The organism is Nocardiopsis salina YIM 90010 (assembly GCF_000341025.1).
Classification (GTDB): domain Bacteria; phylum Actinomycetota; class Actinomycetes; order Streptosporangiales; family Streptosporangiaceae; genus Nocardiopsis; species Nocardiopsis salina.
This window is the reverse complement of record NZ_ANBF01000032.1, coordinates 21,999-35,465: the sequence shown is the minus strand read 5'-3', so window position 1 is coordinate 35,465 and position 13,467 is coordinate 21,999. Positions and strand designations below refer to the sequence as shown.

The following is a 13,467-nucleotide window of genomic DNA, read 5'->3' as shown; positions in this document are numbered from 1 at the left end:
GCTTCCCGGGTCAGTACGCCTGGCCGTAGACGCCGCGGGTCTGGTCACGCACGACGAGCCCCTCCTCGAGCTCGATGACGCGCTTGCGCATCGAGTCGACGATGGCGGCGTCGTGGGTCGCCATGACCACGGTCGTGCCCGTGCGGTTGATTCGGTCCAGCACCTTCATGATGCCGATGGAGGTCGCGGGGTCGATGTTGCCGGTGGGCTCGTCGGCCAGCAGGATCTGCGGGCGGTTGACGAAGGCACGGGCAATGGCCACGCGCTGCTGCTCACCACCGGAGAGCTCGTGGGGCATCCGGCCGGCCTTGCCCTCGAGACCGACGAGTTCGACGACCTCGGGGACGACCTTGCGGATGAAGCGGCGGGGCTTACCGATGACCTCGAGCGCGAACGCGACGTTCTCGAAGACGTTCTTGTTCGGCAGCAGNAACACCCAGCCGATACGGCGGCGCAGGTGCGGCACCTTCCAGTTGGACAGGCGCGCGAGGTCCTTGCCCGCGACGTGCACGCGCCCCTTGTCGGGCTTCTCCTCCTTGAGCACCAGGCGGAGGAAGGTCGACTTGCCGGAGCCCGACGGGCCGACCAGGAATACGAACTCGCCCTTGTCTACGTCAATGGAAACGCCGTCGAGCGCGGGGCGCTTCTGGGTCGTGTAGACCTTGGTGACGTTGTCGAAGTGGATCACAGGCGCATCACAAGGTTCTCGAAGGTATGGGTGCCCGCAGTGGAGCGGGGCTCCGCGCGGGATCGTACCGGCCACGTGGCCAACCGACAGTGTAGAGGGGGATAGGGCCCGGATTGTCCAGGGCTGCCCCTCGCCCCTCGAAGTGGAACACCGTCGGACAACAGCCACGAGCATATCGGAGGCGTCAACCGATGATAACGTTCACATATAGCAGTTTCGGTAAAACCGCAGAGACGCGCGCGTCACCATTCGGACACGTCCTCCGAGGTCATCTCGGTTCGAGCACCCAGGGCACCCGAAAGGACACCGGGCGCGCCCCCTCCCCTGGTGTGGGAGGGCACACGCCCGGGTCGATCAGTTGTCGTCGGCCGACTCGCGGCTGCGCATCCAGCGGATCTCGGCGTCGATGAAGTCGTCGATCTCGCCGTCCAGGACACCGTTGGTGTTGCCGGTCTCCATCCCCGTCCGCACGTCCTTGACGTTCTGGTAGGGGTGCAGTACGTAGTTGCGCATCTGCGTCCCCCAGCTGCTGAAGGACTCACCGCGGATCTCGTCGATCTCGGCCTGCTCCTCCTCCCGCTTACGGGCCAGGAGCTTGGCCTGGAGCATCGTCATCGCGGTGGCCTTGTTCTGCAGCTGCGAGCGCTCGTTCTGGCACGAGACCACTATGCCGGTCGGGAGGTGGGTGATGCGCACCGCCGAGTCGGTGGTGTTCACACCCTGTCCCCCGGGGCCGCTGGAACGGTAGACGTCCACCCGCAGCTCGGTCTCGTCGATCTCGATGTGGTCGCTCTTCTCGACCACCGGAACGACGTCGACACCCGCGAACGAGGTCTGGCGCCGGTTCTGGTTGTCGAACGGGGAGATGCGCACCAGGCGGTGCGTCCCGTGTTCCCCGCGCAGGGTCCCGTAGGCGAACTGCGACTTGACCAGGAAGGACGTGGACTTGATGCCCGCTTCCTCCGCGTAGGAGGTCTCGTAGACGTCCGTCGGGTACCCGTGCCGTTCGGCCCAGCGCAGGTACATGCGCTGCAGCATCTGCGCCCAGTCGGCGGCGTCGATCCCGCCCGCCTGGGAGTTGATGCTGACGATGGCCTCGCGCTCGTCGTAGGGGCCGTTGAGGAGCGTGCGCACCTCGAGTTCGCCGATGTCCTTGCGTAGCTGTTCGAGCTCGCGGTCGGCCTCAGCGCGCGTTTCCGGGTCGTCCTCGGCCTCGGCGAGCTCGTAGAGCACCCCGAGGTCGTCGAGCCGCCGGCGGATCGCCTCGACCTTGTTGACCATGGACTCCAGTGCGGAGAGCTGACGCGTCACCCGCTGCGCGTTGGCCTGGTCCGACCACAGTTCGGGGTCGGCGGACTGCTCGCGCAGCTCTGCGATCTGCGTCTGCATCGCGTCCATGTCCAAGACGGCGGTCACGCTCGTCAGGGTCGCCGCGAGTTCCTTGATCTTCTCTGCTGGGTCCATGTCTGCCACCCCGCCAGTTTAGGGCGTAACCGTCAAACACTCGAACTGCTGCGCGAAGCCCCAGCAGCGCTCTCGCTGCGTTCGCGTCGGCCGACACCCGGGCCGGCCCCCTCCTCGGCCCCGCGACTGCACCACTGGATGTACCGAACCGCCACCCGCACCACCCCTCGAACCACGACTCCGGCGCAGCGGTCGGTCGAAACGACGTACGGCGTCCACCGGCAACGGGCAACGTGGGCCCGCCGCGTCCGGCCCGGAATCGCGCGAGGGGCGCGCGGCTCCGGGCCGCGCGCCCCTCGTGTGCTCGTTCGTCCGGTGCTCCCGGCCGGTTCAGCCGACCAGGCCGCGGATCGACCGCAGGGCCACCGAGAGAGTGGCCAGGTCGAACCGCTCGTTCTCCTGGATCTCCGACAGGGTGATGCCCGCCCGGCCGATCTCGCCCGCGTTCTGCTCCGACCACTGGTCGATGAGGTCGGCGGTCGAGTCGTCCGGGCCGCCGGACTCCAGGACCCTCGCGGTCAGGTCGGCATGCACGGCGTACAGGTCGTCGCGCAGCGCCGCCCGAGCCGTGGTGACCCAGCGGTCGTCACGCGGCAGGTCGATGATGCGCTCGCGCCACCAGCTGATGTTGAGCCGGTCGGCGAGCTCGAAGTAGAGCTCGGCGACCTGCTTCGGCGAACGGCCGGTGCGGTGGGCGATCTCCACCAGGTCCAGGGAGGAGTAGGCCGGGACCATCGCGGCGACCCGCTCGGCCAGGACAGACGGCACACCCATGGAGGTGTAACGGTCGCGGCGCTCCTCGTAACCCTCCCGGTCGCGGCCGCGGAGCAGGCCCACCAGGTGCGGGAGCAGCTCGCCGATGCGCTCGGCGAAGTAGGCGGTCTCGCTGCGGATGTCGAACGGGAACGACCGGTGCCGCAGGAGCCAGCGCGCGGCCCGCTCGGCGAGCTTGCGGGTCTCCAGAAGCAGGGTCAGCTGGGCGTCGACGCTGATGTCGTGGTCCAGCGCCTCGACCTCGTCCCAGAACCCGCGAAGGCCCAGCACGTCCTGTACCACGAGGTAGGCGCGGGCGATGTCGGCGGCGCTGGAGCCGAGCTCCTCGTTGAGGCGGAACGCGAAGGTGATCCCGGAGCGGTTCACCAGCTGGTTGACCACCTGGTTGACGATGATCTCCTTGCGCAGCGGGTGCGTGGCCACGCCCTCTGCGAAGCGCTCCGTCCGCAGCGGCGACGGGAAGTAGTCCGTCAGCGTCTGCGTGAGATAGGGGTCGTCGGCCAGGTCGGACAGGCCGATCTGCTCCTTGAGATCGATCTTGGTGTAGGAGACCAACGTGGAGAACTCCGGGCTGGTGAGCCCCTTTCCGGCCGCGCGGCGCTCGGCGATCGCCTTGTCGGAGGGCAGGTCCTCGAGCTTGCGCTTGAGGACCTTGGTGCGCTCCAGGTGGCGCATGTACCGGCCGTGCACGTGGAGCATCGACGCGGCCTGCTTCCGGGCGGCTGCGAGCAGATTGTTCTGCGCGTAGTTGTTGTCCAGGGCCAGGCCTGCGACCTCGTCCGTCATGTCGATGAAGAGACGGTCGCGTTCAGCCTTGTCCATGCCGCCCGCACGCACATCGCGGTCGAGCATGATCTTGATGTTGACCTCGTGGTCGGAGGTGTCCACGCCGGCGGAGTTGTCGATGAAATCGGTGTTGACGCGGCCCTCGCGGCGGGCGAACTCGATGCGGGCCGGCTGGGTCAGACCCAGGTTCCCGCCCTCGCCGACGACCTTGGTGCGCAGGTCACCGGCGTTGACACGGACCAGGTCGTTGGCCTTGTCGCCGACGTCGGCGTGAGTCTCGGCGGAGGCCTTGACGTAGGTGCCGATGCCTCCGTTCCACAGCAGGTCGACCGGGGAGGTGAGCGCGTAGCGGATGAGCTCGTCCGGGGTGACCTTCTCGATCTCCTCATCGATGCCCAGCGCCGCCTTGACCTGCGGGGTGAGCGTGATCGACTTGGCGGTGCGCGGGTGCACGCCGCCGCCCTCGGAGATCAGGGAGGTGTCGTAGTCCTCCCAGGTGCTGCGCGGGAGCCGGAACATGCGCTCGCGCTCGGCCCACGAGGTGTGCGGATCCGGGTCGGGGTCCAGGAAGACGTGGCGGTGGTCGAAGGCGGCCACCAGCTTGATCTTCTCGGACAGCAGCATGCCGTTGCCGAAGACGTCCCCGGACATGTCGCCGACGCCGACCACGCTGAAGGGCTCGCTCTGGGTGTCCACGCCCATCTCGCGGAAGTGGAACTTGACCGACTCCCACGCACCGCGGGCGGTGATGCCCATGGCCTTGTGGTCGTAGCCGACCGAGCCACCGGAGGCGAAGGCGTCGCCCAACCAGAACCCGCGCTGCGTGGAGATCTCGTTGGCGATGTCGGAGAAGGTCGCGGTGCCCTTGTCGGCCGCCACCACCAGGTAGGAGTCGTCGCCGTCGTGCAGAACGGTGCGCTCGGGGTGCACGGTGGTGCCGTCGACGAGGTTGTCGGTCACGTCGAGCAGACCGCTGATGAACTGCTTGTAGCAGGACACGACCTCGGCCATGACCTCCTCGCGCCCCGCGCCCTGTGGCAGGCGCTTGCAGACGAAACCGCCCTTGGCACCGCTGGGCACGATCACCGAGTTCTTCACCATCTGGGCCTTGACCAGGCCGAGGATCTCGGTACGGAAGTCCTCGAAGCGGTCGGACCAACGCAGGCCGCCACGGGCGACGGAGCCGAAGCGCAGGTGCACGCCCTCCACCCGCGGGGAGTACACGTAGATCTCGAACCGGGGCCGCGGCTGCGGCAGGTCCGGGATGGCCTGCGGGTCGAGCTTGAGCACCAGGTACGGGTGGCCCTGGTAGTGGTTGGTGCGCAGCGTGGCGGCGATGGCCGACAGGAACGAGCGCAGGATCCGGTCGTGGTCGAGGCTGGCGACGGAGTCCAGCTCGGTCTCGATCTTGGCGGTGATCGCCTCGGTGCGGTCCGCGCGGCCCTCGTCGGGCTGGTCGGGATCGAAGCGGGTCTCGAAGAGCTCCACGAGCAGCCCGGCGATGGCCACGTTGCCGACCAGGACGTCGGCATAGTAGTCGGGCGTGAACGTCGACCCGGTCTGGCGCAGGTACTTGGCGTAGGCACGCAGCACGGTGAGCTGGCGCCAGTCGAGTCCGCCCCGTACCACGAGGGCGTTGAAGCGGTCGGACTCGCCGAGGTCGCGCCAGGACGCCTCGAAGGCGTCCTCGAAGAGCTTCTTCAGGCGGGCCGGAGGGAGGTCGGAGCCTTCGATCCGGCCGAGACCGAAGTCGTAGACCCACACGCGGCCCACGCCCTCGACGGTGACCTCGTAGGGCCACTCGTCGTCGACGTGGACCCCGAGATCTTCCAGCACCGGCAGGACCCGGGTCAGGGTGACGGGCTCGCCGATCCGGTAGAGGCGGAACCGCCACGTGCCGGGTTCGGCGTCGTCGGGCTGGTACAGGCTGGCGGAGAACTCGCCGTGGCTCTCGGTGCCGGCACGGGCCAGCAGGCTCTCGATCTCGCCGATGTCGCGCGCGGCGGTGACCGGGTCGTTGTCGACCTTGTAGGCCTCGGTGATCCCGGCTGCGTAGCGCTTCTTGTAGTCCGTGGCACGGGCCGGGCCGAAGGCGTCGGTGAGTGCGTCGTCGAGGTCGGCGTCCCAGGACCGTGCGGCGCGGCGCACCTTGTCCTCGAGCGCGACCTGGTCGATGTCGGGCAGGGACCCTTCCTCGCCGGCGCGAGCGACCAGGTAGAGGCGGGCCAGCGGGGCGCTGCCGATCATCACGTTGTGGTCCATGCCGGCGCCCTCGAAGGCCTCGGCGAGGACCCTCTGGATGTCCAGGCGCACGCGCGTGCTGTACTCGTCGCGCGGCATGTACACGAAGCAGGACATGTACCGGCCGCCGTAGGGGTCCCTGCGCATGAAGAGCTTCGTGCCGCGGCGGTCACGCAGGCGCAGGACCCCGCGCACGATGTTGTAGAGCTCGTTGACCGGGATCTGCAGGAGCTCCTCGCGCGGGAAGGTCTCCAGCAGTTCGATGAGGTCGCGGCCGTCGTAGCTGTCGGCGTCGAACCCGGACAGCGCCAGGACCTCGGCCTGCTTGCGGCGCAGGATCGGGATCTGGGCGATGGTGGTGCTGGTGGCCTGAGGGGTGAACAGGCCCAGGAATCGGCGTTCACCCACGATGTTGCCCTGGGTGTCGAACTTCTTCACGCCGATGTAGTCGAGGTACTCGGGGCGGTAGACGGTCGCGCGGGAGTTGGCCTTGGTGAGCACCAGCACGTAGGGCTCGCGGGCCTTGGCGCGGATCTCCGGGGGCAGGACGGAGAAACTCGTGGAGGCCGGGGAGTCCATGCGCAGCAGGCCCAGGCCGGTACCGGGCTCCGGACGCAGGACGTCGTCGCCGTTCTCGTCGGCCACCAGGCTGTACTCGCGGTAGCCCATGAAGGTGAAGTGGCGTCCGGCGACCCAGCGCAGGAAGTCGACGCTCTCACCGACATCGCGCGCGTCCACTCCCCCGGCCACGAGGCGGTCGGGGTAGGCGGCGAGCTCGTCGGCGACTCGGATCGCCCGGTCGCTCATCTTCGCGGAGTCCTCGTCGACGTTGCGCACGTCGGCCAGGACCTGCTCGAGGCGGCCGGTGATCTCCTTGATCCGCTCGGGGTCGGACTGCCGGTCGATCTCGATGTGCATCCAGGACTCGTCGACGGGCAGCAGGCCGTCACCGCCGATGCGGGGGTCGACGGCGAGCAGGTCGCCCTCGACGCCGCGGGCGACGGTCAGCTGCGGGTGGACGACCAGGCGCACACCGGCGCTGAGAGCGTCCAGCGCCATCGTGGCGGACGAGACCAGGAAGGGCGCGTTGTCGGTGACGACCTCCACGACGCTGGTCTGCTGGTCCCAGCCGTGCTCGTCGGCCGTTGGGGTGTAGACGCGCACCTTGGCCCGGCCGGGTTGGCGCGTGCTGCCGAAGGCGCGGTGCTGTGCGGCGGTCCCGCAGAGCTGCTCGGGGCTGCGCCCGGCGATGTCGTCGGGGTCGGTGTGACGGTAGTAGAGGGGAAGGAGGCGGCGGACCTCCTCGGCCTCCTCGGCGCTGATCCCCGGACCCGGGGACCACGCGGCGGCCGCGTCACTGAGCAGTTTCTGGAGGTAGGCATCGGATTGCCCGGACATGGGGATCTCTCACTCCTTTGTGAGCAACGTCGCGCGAGCTTTGCCTGAACACCGGTTCATATGACCTGTGAACACGTGTGAATCGTTGTGATGGCACGTGAGGCCGACGGGCCGCACAGAACCACGGTCTCGGGGTCGGATACTGCCTGTGCACAGGCGGTGGATCGAGCGGATCGGGGGCACGCGACACCGTTGTCGTGTGTCCCTGGAACCGGGGGTTCCTGGGCCCGTCCACGCACCAGGCTACTGGCTCTGCGGCGTGAGCACACGGCCAACACCGTTACATGGAGGTTACCGATCGCCCGGCACGGACCGCGCGGGCGGGGGTCGGGTACCGGCCTGCGGGGCCTCAGGTGCTGGCCTGTGCGACCGCGGTCATCACGGCGCGGGGGTCCCCCAGGTCGGGCAGTACGTAGCTCGCCCCGGCGTCCCTCAGCTGCCCTTCGGTGGTGGCCCCGTTGAGCACCGCGACAGGGGTGGCGCCGCCGATGAGCGCGGCGCGCACGTCCGACGCGGAGTCGGTGACGAAGACCGTCTCGCTCTCGCCGTAGGGGCGCACCCCCTCACCGGCGGCGTGCAACCGGATCGACTGGATGAGGCTGGACTTGGGGTAGTTGACGGAGCCGGCCCCGCCGATCGACAGGTCGAGGTGGGCGTCGAGCCCGAAGGCCTCGAGCTTGGCCTCGGCGTTGGCACGGGTGCTGCCGCTGACGACCGTCTGCACGGTCTCGGGCATGTTCGCGACCGCGGCGAGGGAAGCGGCGGCGCCGGGCACGGAACGGCCCTTGGAGCGCAATTCGCCCCTGCGGTCGGCGAAGGAGGCCTCCAGCGCCGTGAGGAACTCCGCGAGGGTGTCGCCGTCCGGCTCGGCCTCGACGTAGTTGCGGGCGCAGAACTCGAAGAACATCTCGGAGTCGGTGCGCCCCGACGCCGATGTCAGGTACACCAGCGGCTCACCCGTGACCTTCTCGAAGGCCTCCGCGTAGGCGGCGCGCATGACCTGTCCGACGTCGAGGAGGGTGAGGTCGATGTTCCACAGCACCAGGCGGCTGATGGCTGCCTCCTCGGAATTGTCGGGGCTTCGGACGCACCTATTGTGCCGTACGGGCGGGCACGCGGTGATCCATACCTACCGCTTTCCGCCCGGAAGGTCCACACCGCCCCCTTCCTCCGGATGCGGGACCACGGGGAGCTCGGCCGGACCGTTGACCAGGAGCGAGGGCACTGGCTCGGGGTTTCGTTCCTGGTCGGCGCGGGTGAGGCGGGGCAGGGCGGCGAAGAGTTCCTCCAGGGCCACGCGCGCCTCCGTCCGTGCGAGGTGGGCACCCACACAGAAGTGGGTGCCGTGGCCGAAGGCGACGTGCTCCTTGGACTCGCGGTCGGGGTCGAAGGTGTCCGGGGAATCGGGGTGCAGGTCCGGGTCGCGGCCGGGGGCACCGAAGGCGATCAGCACGGGGGCCCTTGCTCGATGGTGACCCCCTCGCCGAGGTAGACGTCCTCGACCGCGTACCGCAAGGGCCCGTACTTGGTGGGCGGATCACGGCGTAGGGACTCCTCGACGACCGCCTCGGCGGACAGCTCTCCGTTCACGAGGCGGTCCCGATACCGGGTGTGCTCGAGCAGAGCCTGCACCGCGTTGGTGATGAGGTTGACCGCGGTCTCGAACCCCGCGCCGATCATGAGCACGAGGGTGGCGACGAGCTGTTCCCTGGGGAGCGGGTCACCGGACTCGGGCGCGACCAGGTCGCCGGTGAGGTCCTGTCCCGGGTCGTTCTGGTGGTGGTCGACGAGCTCGTCCAGGCACTCCGTGAGCTCTCCCTGACGTGCCAGGACCTCCTCCGGGCCGAGCGTGGTGTCGACCCCGGCGTCCACCGCACGGCCCAGGCGTTCGCGCAGGCCGTCCGGGACCCCGAAGAGTTCGCAGATCACCTGCATCGTCAGGGGCCGGGAGAGTACGGCACGCACGTCGGCGCTCTCCCCCGGCGCGTTCCGCGCCAGGTCGGCCACGAGCGTGCGGGCGCGGGCGCGGACCGTGGCCTCCAGGCGCCGGACCCGGGCCGGGGTGAAGGCCGGGGTCACGAGCCGGCGCAGAGCCCGGTGTTCCTCACCGTACTTGTTGATGAACGCGTCGAGGAGGACGAGGCGGGCCAGCGGCCATGAGTCGTCCACACCGTCGCGTCCGGGCCAGTGCTTCCGGGGGTCGCGGGAGATCCGCGGGTCGGTGAGCAATCGGGTGACCAGGTCGTGGCGGGTCACGGCCCAGGCCACGACCCCTCCCGGTAGTTCGACGCGGACCGCAGGCCCGCGTCTGCGGAGGTGAGCGGTTTCTTCGTGGAACCCGGTGCCGTCGGTGCGCAGGCGGAAGGGGCATTCTGAACGGCCGATGTGCGCGGGGGTGGACACGCGTCCTCCAGGGGGCGGGGCCGGCGTACGGATCGCCGTGGTTCGTTCCCGCTCCCCGCGCGCAGGCTCACGGTCGGCCCGCATCGTCCGGTTCCGGCCACGGTCCGCGACACCCTGCCCGGGGCCCGCGGCTCGGGGCCGACGCCCGCGGCCGCGGTTCCGGGATCAGGCCTCCTCGACCAGATGGCGCAGTTCCTGGACCGCGAACCACATGAGCTCGTGCTCCTCGGCCGCGTCGGAACCGGGGTCTGCGACGGCGGCGGCGATGTCGTCCACGGCCTCGGGGTCGTCCACGTGTGCCGACCGGAACTTCTTATACGGCACCGCGCCGGTGACACGCACGCGCGCCGCGCCGTGACCGGCCCTGCCCTCGTGCTCGACGAGGTCGTCGGGCACCTCGGCGGCCAGCACCACGCGGCGCCTCGGCGCGTCCGGGTCCTCGCCCAAGAGCCGGAGGGACCCTTCGGCAGCCGCGTACATCGCCTCGTACTCGGCCTCCTCGGTGTCGGAACCGGGCCCGGGGTCGGCGGTGAAGGCGGTCAGCGGGGCACCGTCCACGCGCCGCTCGGCGAGCGCGGCCGCGAGGGCGGGGACGGTGCTGGGCAGGAAGACGTACATGCGCTGCTCCGGAACGGTGACGGGGACGACCCCCGAGTCTGCCAGGGACCGACTCCCCGGAACGCCCGACGTGCGCCCTCCGGCGCCGCTCACACCGGTTCGGCCGCCAGGAACCGGTCGAGCGCATGCTGTGTGGAGGCGGAGTCCGTGTGCAGAATCCCGGTCATGCCCAGGCCCTCGGCGGTACGCACGTTGTGCTCGAGGTCGTCGATGAAGACGCAGTCCTGCGGGCGCAGACCCAGGCGCTCACAGGTGTGCAGGTAGATGCGCTCCTCGGGCTTGCGCATCCCCACCTCGCCGGAGATCACGACCTCGTCGAAGGCGGAGTCGAAGTGCTCCCGGGGGTAACCGTTTCCCCACGAGTTGGACAGCAGCGCGGTGGGTGTGCCCGCGCCGCGCACCGTGCGCAGTGCCTCGTACATGTCGTGCACCGGGTGGAAACGGGAGAACATCCGGTGGATGAGCCCCTCGGCGCGGAGGGGTTGTCCGTCGACACGGCGCAGCAGGGGCGCCAGATCGCGTTCGAAGTCGCCGGTGTCGATCTCGCCGCGCTCGAGCGCATGCACCGGGTTGGCATCGGCCAGGCTCCCGTCGAAGTAGGGGCGCATGACCTCCTGGTAGTGGTCCGGATCGATCCGATCGGCGTGCAGCCACGCGCGGATGCCCTCGGCCAGGGGCGGGGTGAGGACCCCCGCCCAGTCGCAGATGACACCTCGTCCGGTGGCGTCCATCCGATCACTCCTCACGTCGTGCGGTGTCGTCCACCGCCCGATCGCTCGGCTGCCCGAGGGTTCGGGCGGGCAACGGTTCTTCCCGTTCCCCGCCCGCTTCAACCTGGGTCAGAGACCGGTGCCGAACTCGATGTCGGCGCCGGGGATGGACACCGGGAGGTTGCCTCCGGTCTCGATCTCGCCGGCGATGGCCTTGGCCGCAGCCAGCCGGGAGACGCCCACCGAGGAGTAGACGGCGAGATAGCCGTCGACCTCGGGGAAGGCCTCGAGGTCGTAGGGAACTCCCTGGGCCACGGCCACGACGGGCGTACCGTCGGCACCGGCCGACTCGACCATCTGCTGTTGCTCGGCGTCACCGCGGGCGCCGTCGGTGCCGACCACGGCCACGTCCGGGTCGTCGTCGGTGACGGTCACCCCGAGGTCGGTGAGGGCCTCGCTGATCTCGTCGGAGCCGACCCCGCTGACGCTGACGCTCCGGCCCTCCGACAACGGCAGGACTCCGCCCTCGTTGCGCAGCATGGTCACGGACGCGTCGGCCACGCGCTGAGCGGCCTCGGCGTTCTCGGAGGTGCCCACGGTCTCGGCCGCGGCGTCGGGGTCGGCGGGCTCGGCGTCCAGGACACCGTGCTTCTCCTTGAGCGTGAGGATGCGCAGGACGGACTCGTCGATGCGCTCCTCGGACAGGCGGCCCTCGTCCACGGCGTCACGGATCCCGTCGAAGGCGGCCTGCGGGTCACCGGGCATGAGAAGCTGGTCCACGCCGGCCTCGATCACACGCACGGCGATCTCGGAATCGGAGTGCTCCTGGCGCACACCCTCCATGTTGAGGGCGTCGGTGGTGACCACGCCGTCGAAGCCGAGCTCCTCGCGCAGGATCCCGTCGATGATGTTCGGCGAGAGCGTGGCGGGGTCGGTGGCGTCCTCACCCTCCAGCTGGGGCATGAGCACGTGCCCGGTCATGATCGTGTCCACCCCGGCGTCGACCGCGGCCTGGAAGGGCGGCAGGTGCTCCTCCTCCCACTGGTCGCGCGGCAGGTCGATGACCGGCAGGCCGGAGTGGCTGTCCACGTCGGTGTCGCCGTGGCCGGGGAAGTGCTTGGGGACGGGGACCACGCCGTGGTCGGCGTAGGCCTCGGACTCCGCGAGCACCATCTGTGAGACCAGGTCCGGGTCGGAACCGAACGAACGGATGCCGATCACCGGGTTGTTCGGGTCGGTGTTGACGTCGGCGTCGGGGGCGTAGTTCATGTTCATGCCCAGCGCTGCGAGCTCGTCGGCCGTGGTCGAGGCGCGCAGGGCCGCGAGCTCGCTGTCACCGCCCGCGCCGACCGCCATGGCGTCGGGGAAGCGGGTACCCAAGGGCAGGCGCGAGACCATGCCCTGCTCCTGGTCGATACCGATGAACAGCGGCACACCCCGGCCGGTGCCGGCGGCGGTCTCCTGGACCCCGGCCGACATCTGCGCGATCTGCTCGACCTCGTTCAGGTTCGAGTCGAAGTAGATGATCCCGCCCGGGTTGTAGCTCTCGATCATCTGGGCGTTGTCCTCGGCCGAGGTGCCCTGGGCGGTCAGGACCATGAGCTGGCCGATCTTCTCGTCCAGACTCATGTCGGCGAGGATTTCGGGGGCCTGGACCGGCTCGAAGGGTTCGGAGCCGGAGGTCTGGTCTTGGGTGTCCTCCTGCGAGGAACCCACCTCCTCGTTCGTGCACGCGGTGAGGGCGAGCAGGAACGCCGTACAGGCCGCGATCAGTTTGTGCGGAAAGGTCGGACTCATGGGCAGGGATCATCTCCGGCGACGGGCTGGGATTCGACGCCGGAGACTACCCGGTACCCCTTGTGACAGGGGTCTCCTTCAGCGCGTGTCGCCCCTCACCCCCACACGAAGAGGGGGTCGCCGTGCTCGACGGCGCCCTGTGCGGCCTCGGTGAGGGCCTCGGCCGAGGCGTCGAGCGCGACCACGGGAACGACGGAGGGCTTGCCCGCCGCGGCAACGCTCCCAGGGCACCACCGCACGATCGGGGTCCCGACCTCGACCCGCCGGCCCTGCTCGGCGAGGAGCGTGAAGCCCTCCCCCGCCAGTTGGACGGTGTCGATGCCCAGGTGGACGAGGACGCCTCGGGTGCGATCGGGGCCGAGGACCACGAACGCGTGGGGATGGAGTTTGATCAGCGTGCCTGTGAGGGGGGAGACCGCATCCTGCCGTCGTTCCTGTCCGCCCTCCTGTCCGGGGTCCGGATGGATCGCCACCCCCGGCCCGACCATGCCTTCCGAGAAGGCGGAATCGGGGACGGAGTCGAGGGGGAGCGCGGTGCCGGAAACGGGAGAGAGCACGCGTAGGGCGTCGGTGGCATCTGACATGGGG

10 protein-coding genes are annotated in these 13,467 nt (G+C 69.6%); all 10 read right to left on the bottom strand.

The window, feature by feature from the left end; genetic code table 11:
- Positions 1-10: 10 nt before the first annotated feature.
- The 10 genes from D474_RS0103270 to D474_RS0103230 all read right to left on the bottom strand — a co-directional run bounded on the left by D474_RS0103270 (position 11) and on the right by D474_RS0103230 (position 13,463).
- Positions 11-688, bottom strand: coding sequence for a cell division ATP-binding protein FtsE (locus D474_RS0103270; RefSeq protein WP_017612166.1), 678 nt, complete (start codon positions 686-688; stop codon positions 11-13).
- A 354-nt stretch (positions 689-1,042) separates the two neighbouring features.
- Complete coding sequence (gene prfB, locus D474_RS0103265) at positions 1,043-2,152, bottom strand: peptide chain release factor 2 (RefSeq protein WP_017612165.1); 1,110 nt, start codon at positions 2,150-2,152, stop codon at positions 1,043-1,045.
- A gap of 330 nt (positions 2,153-2,482) precedes the next feature.
- Complete coding sequence (locus D474_RS0103260; protein ID WP_017612164.1) at positions 2,483-7,351, bottom strand: NAD-glutamate dehydrogenase; 4,869 nt, start codon at positions 7,349-7,351, stop codon at positions 2,483-2,485.
- Positions 7,352-7,700: 349 nt separating this feature from the next.
- On the bottom strand, positions 7,701-8,393 hold the full coding sequence (locus tag D474_RS0103255) for an HAD family hydrolase (protein WP_017612163.1): 693 nt from the start codon (positions 8,391-8,393) through the stop codon (positions 7,701-7,703).
- A gap of 87 nt (positions 8,394-8,480) precedes the next feature.
- Positions 8,481-8,804 carry a cytochrome P450 gene (locus D474_RS33135; protein WP_239646992.1) on the bottom strand — a complete coding sequence of 108 codons (324 nt, stop codon included), beginning with the start codon at positions 8,802-8,804 and terminating at the stop codon, positions 8,481-8,483.
- Positions 8,798-9,754, bottom strand: coding sequence for a cytochrome P450 (locus D474_RS27495; protein WP_239646991.1), 957 nt, complete (start codon positions 9,752-9,754; stop codon positions 8,798-8,800). The genes D474_RS33135 and D474_RS27495 overlap by 7 nt, the downstream gene beginning before the upstream one ends.
- A gap of 165 nt (positions 9,755-9,919) precedes the next feature.
- Positions 9,920-10,372 (bottom strand): DUF6912 family protein, encoded by a 453-nt coding sequence (locus D474_RS0103245; RefSeq protein WP_017612162.1) that lies wholly within the window; start codon positions 10,370-10,372, stop codon positions 9,920-9,922.
- Positions 10,373-10,461: 89 nt separating this feature from the next.
- Positions 10,462-11,103 carry an HAD family hydrolase gene (locus D474_RS0103240; protein WP_017612161.1) on the bottom strand — a complete coding sequence of 214 codons (642 nt, stop codon included), beginning with the start codon at positions 11,101-11,103 and terminating at the stop codon, positions 10,462-10,464.
- 108 nt (positions 11,104-11,211) lie between these two features.
- Positions 11,212-12,879 (bottom strand): glycoside hydrolase family 3 protein, encoded by a 1,668-nt coding sequence (locus D474_RS0103235; RefSeq protein ID WP_017612160.1) that lies wholly within the window; start codon positions 12,877-12,879, stop codon positions 11,212-11,214.
- Positions 12,880-12,974: 95 nt separating this feature from the next.
- Positions 12,975-13,463 (bottom strand): PTS sugar transporter subunit IIA, encoded by a 489-nt coding sequence (locus tag D474_RS0103230; protein ID WP_017612159.1) that lies wholly within the window; start codon positions 13,461-13,463, stop codon positions 12,975-12,977.
- Between the last annotated feature and the right edge of the window lie 4 nt (positions 13,464-13,467).

Bases quoted from the DNA above. Each gene is read 5' to 3' on its own strand.
- prfB (WP_017612165.1), bottom strand. From the start codon at position 2,152: ATGGACCCAGCAGAGAAGATCAAGGAACTCGCGGCGACCCTGACGAGC.
- D474_RS0103260 (WP_017612164.1), bottom strand. From the start codon at position 7,351: ATGTCCGGGCAATCCGATGCCTACCTCCAGAAACTGCTCAGTGACGCG.
- D474_RS0103240 (WP_017612161.1), bottom strand. From the start codon at position 11,103: ATGGACGCCACCGGACGAGGTGTCATCTGCGACTGGGCGGGGGTCCTC.
- D474_RS0103245 (WP_017612162.1), bottom strand. From the start codon at position 10,372: ATGTACGTCTTCCTGCCCAGCACCGTCCCCGCCCTCGCGGCCGCGCTC.
- D474_RS0103230 (WP_017612159.1), bottom strand. From the start codon at position 13,463: ATGTCAGATGCCACCGACGCCCTACGCGTGCTCTCTCCCGTTTCCGGC.
- D474_RS0103235 (WP_017612160.1), bottom strand. From the start codon at position 12,879: ATGAGTCCGACCTTTCCGCACAAACTGATCGCGGCCTGTACGGCGTTC.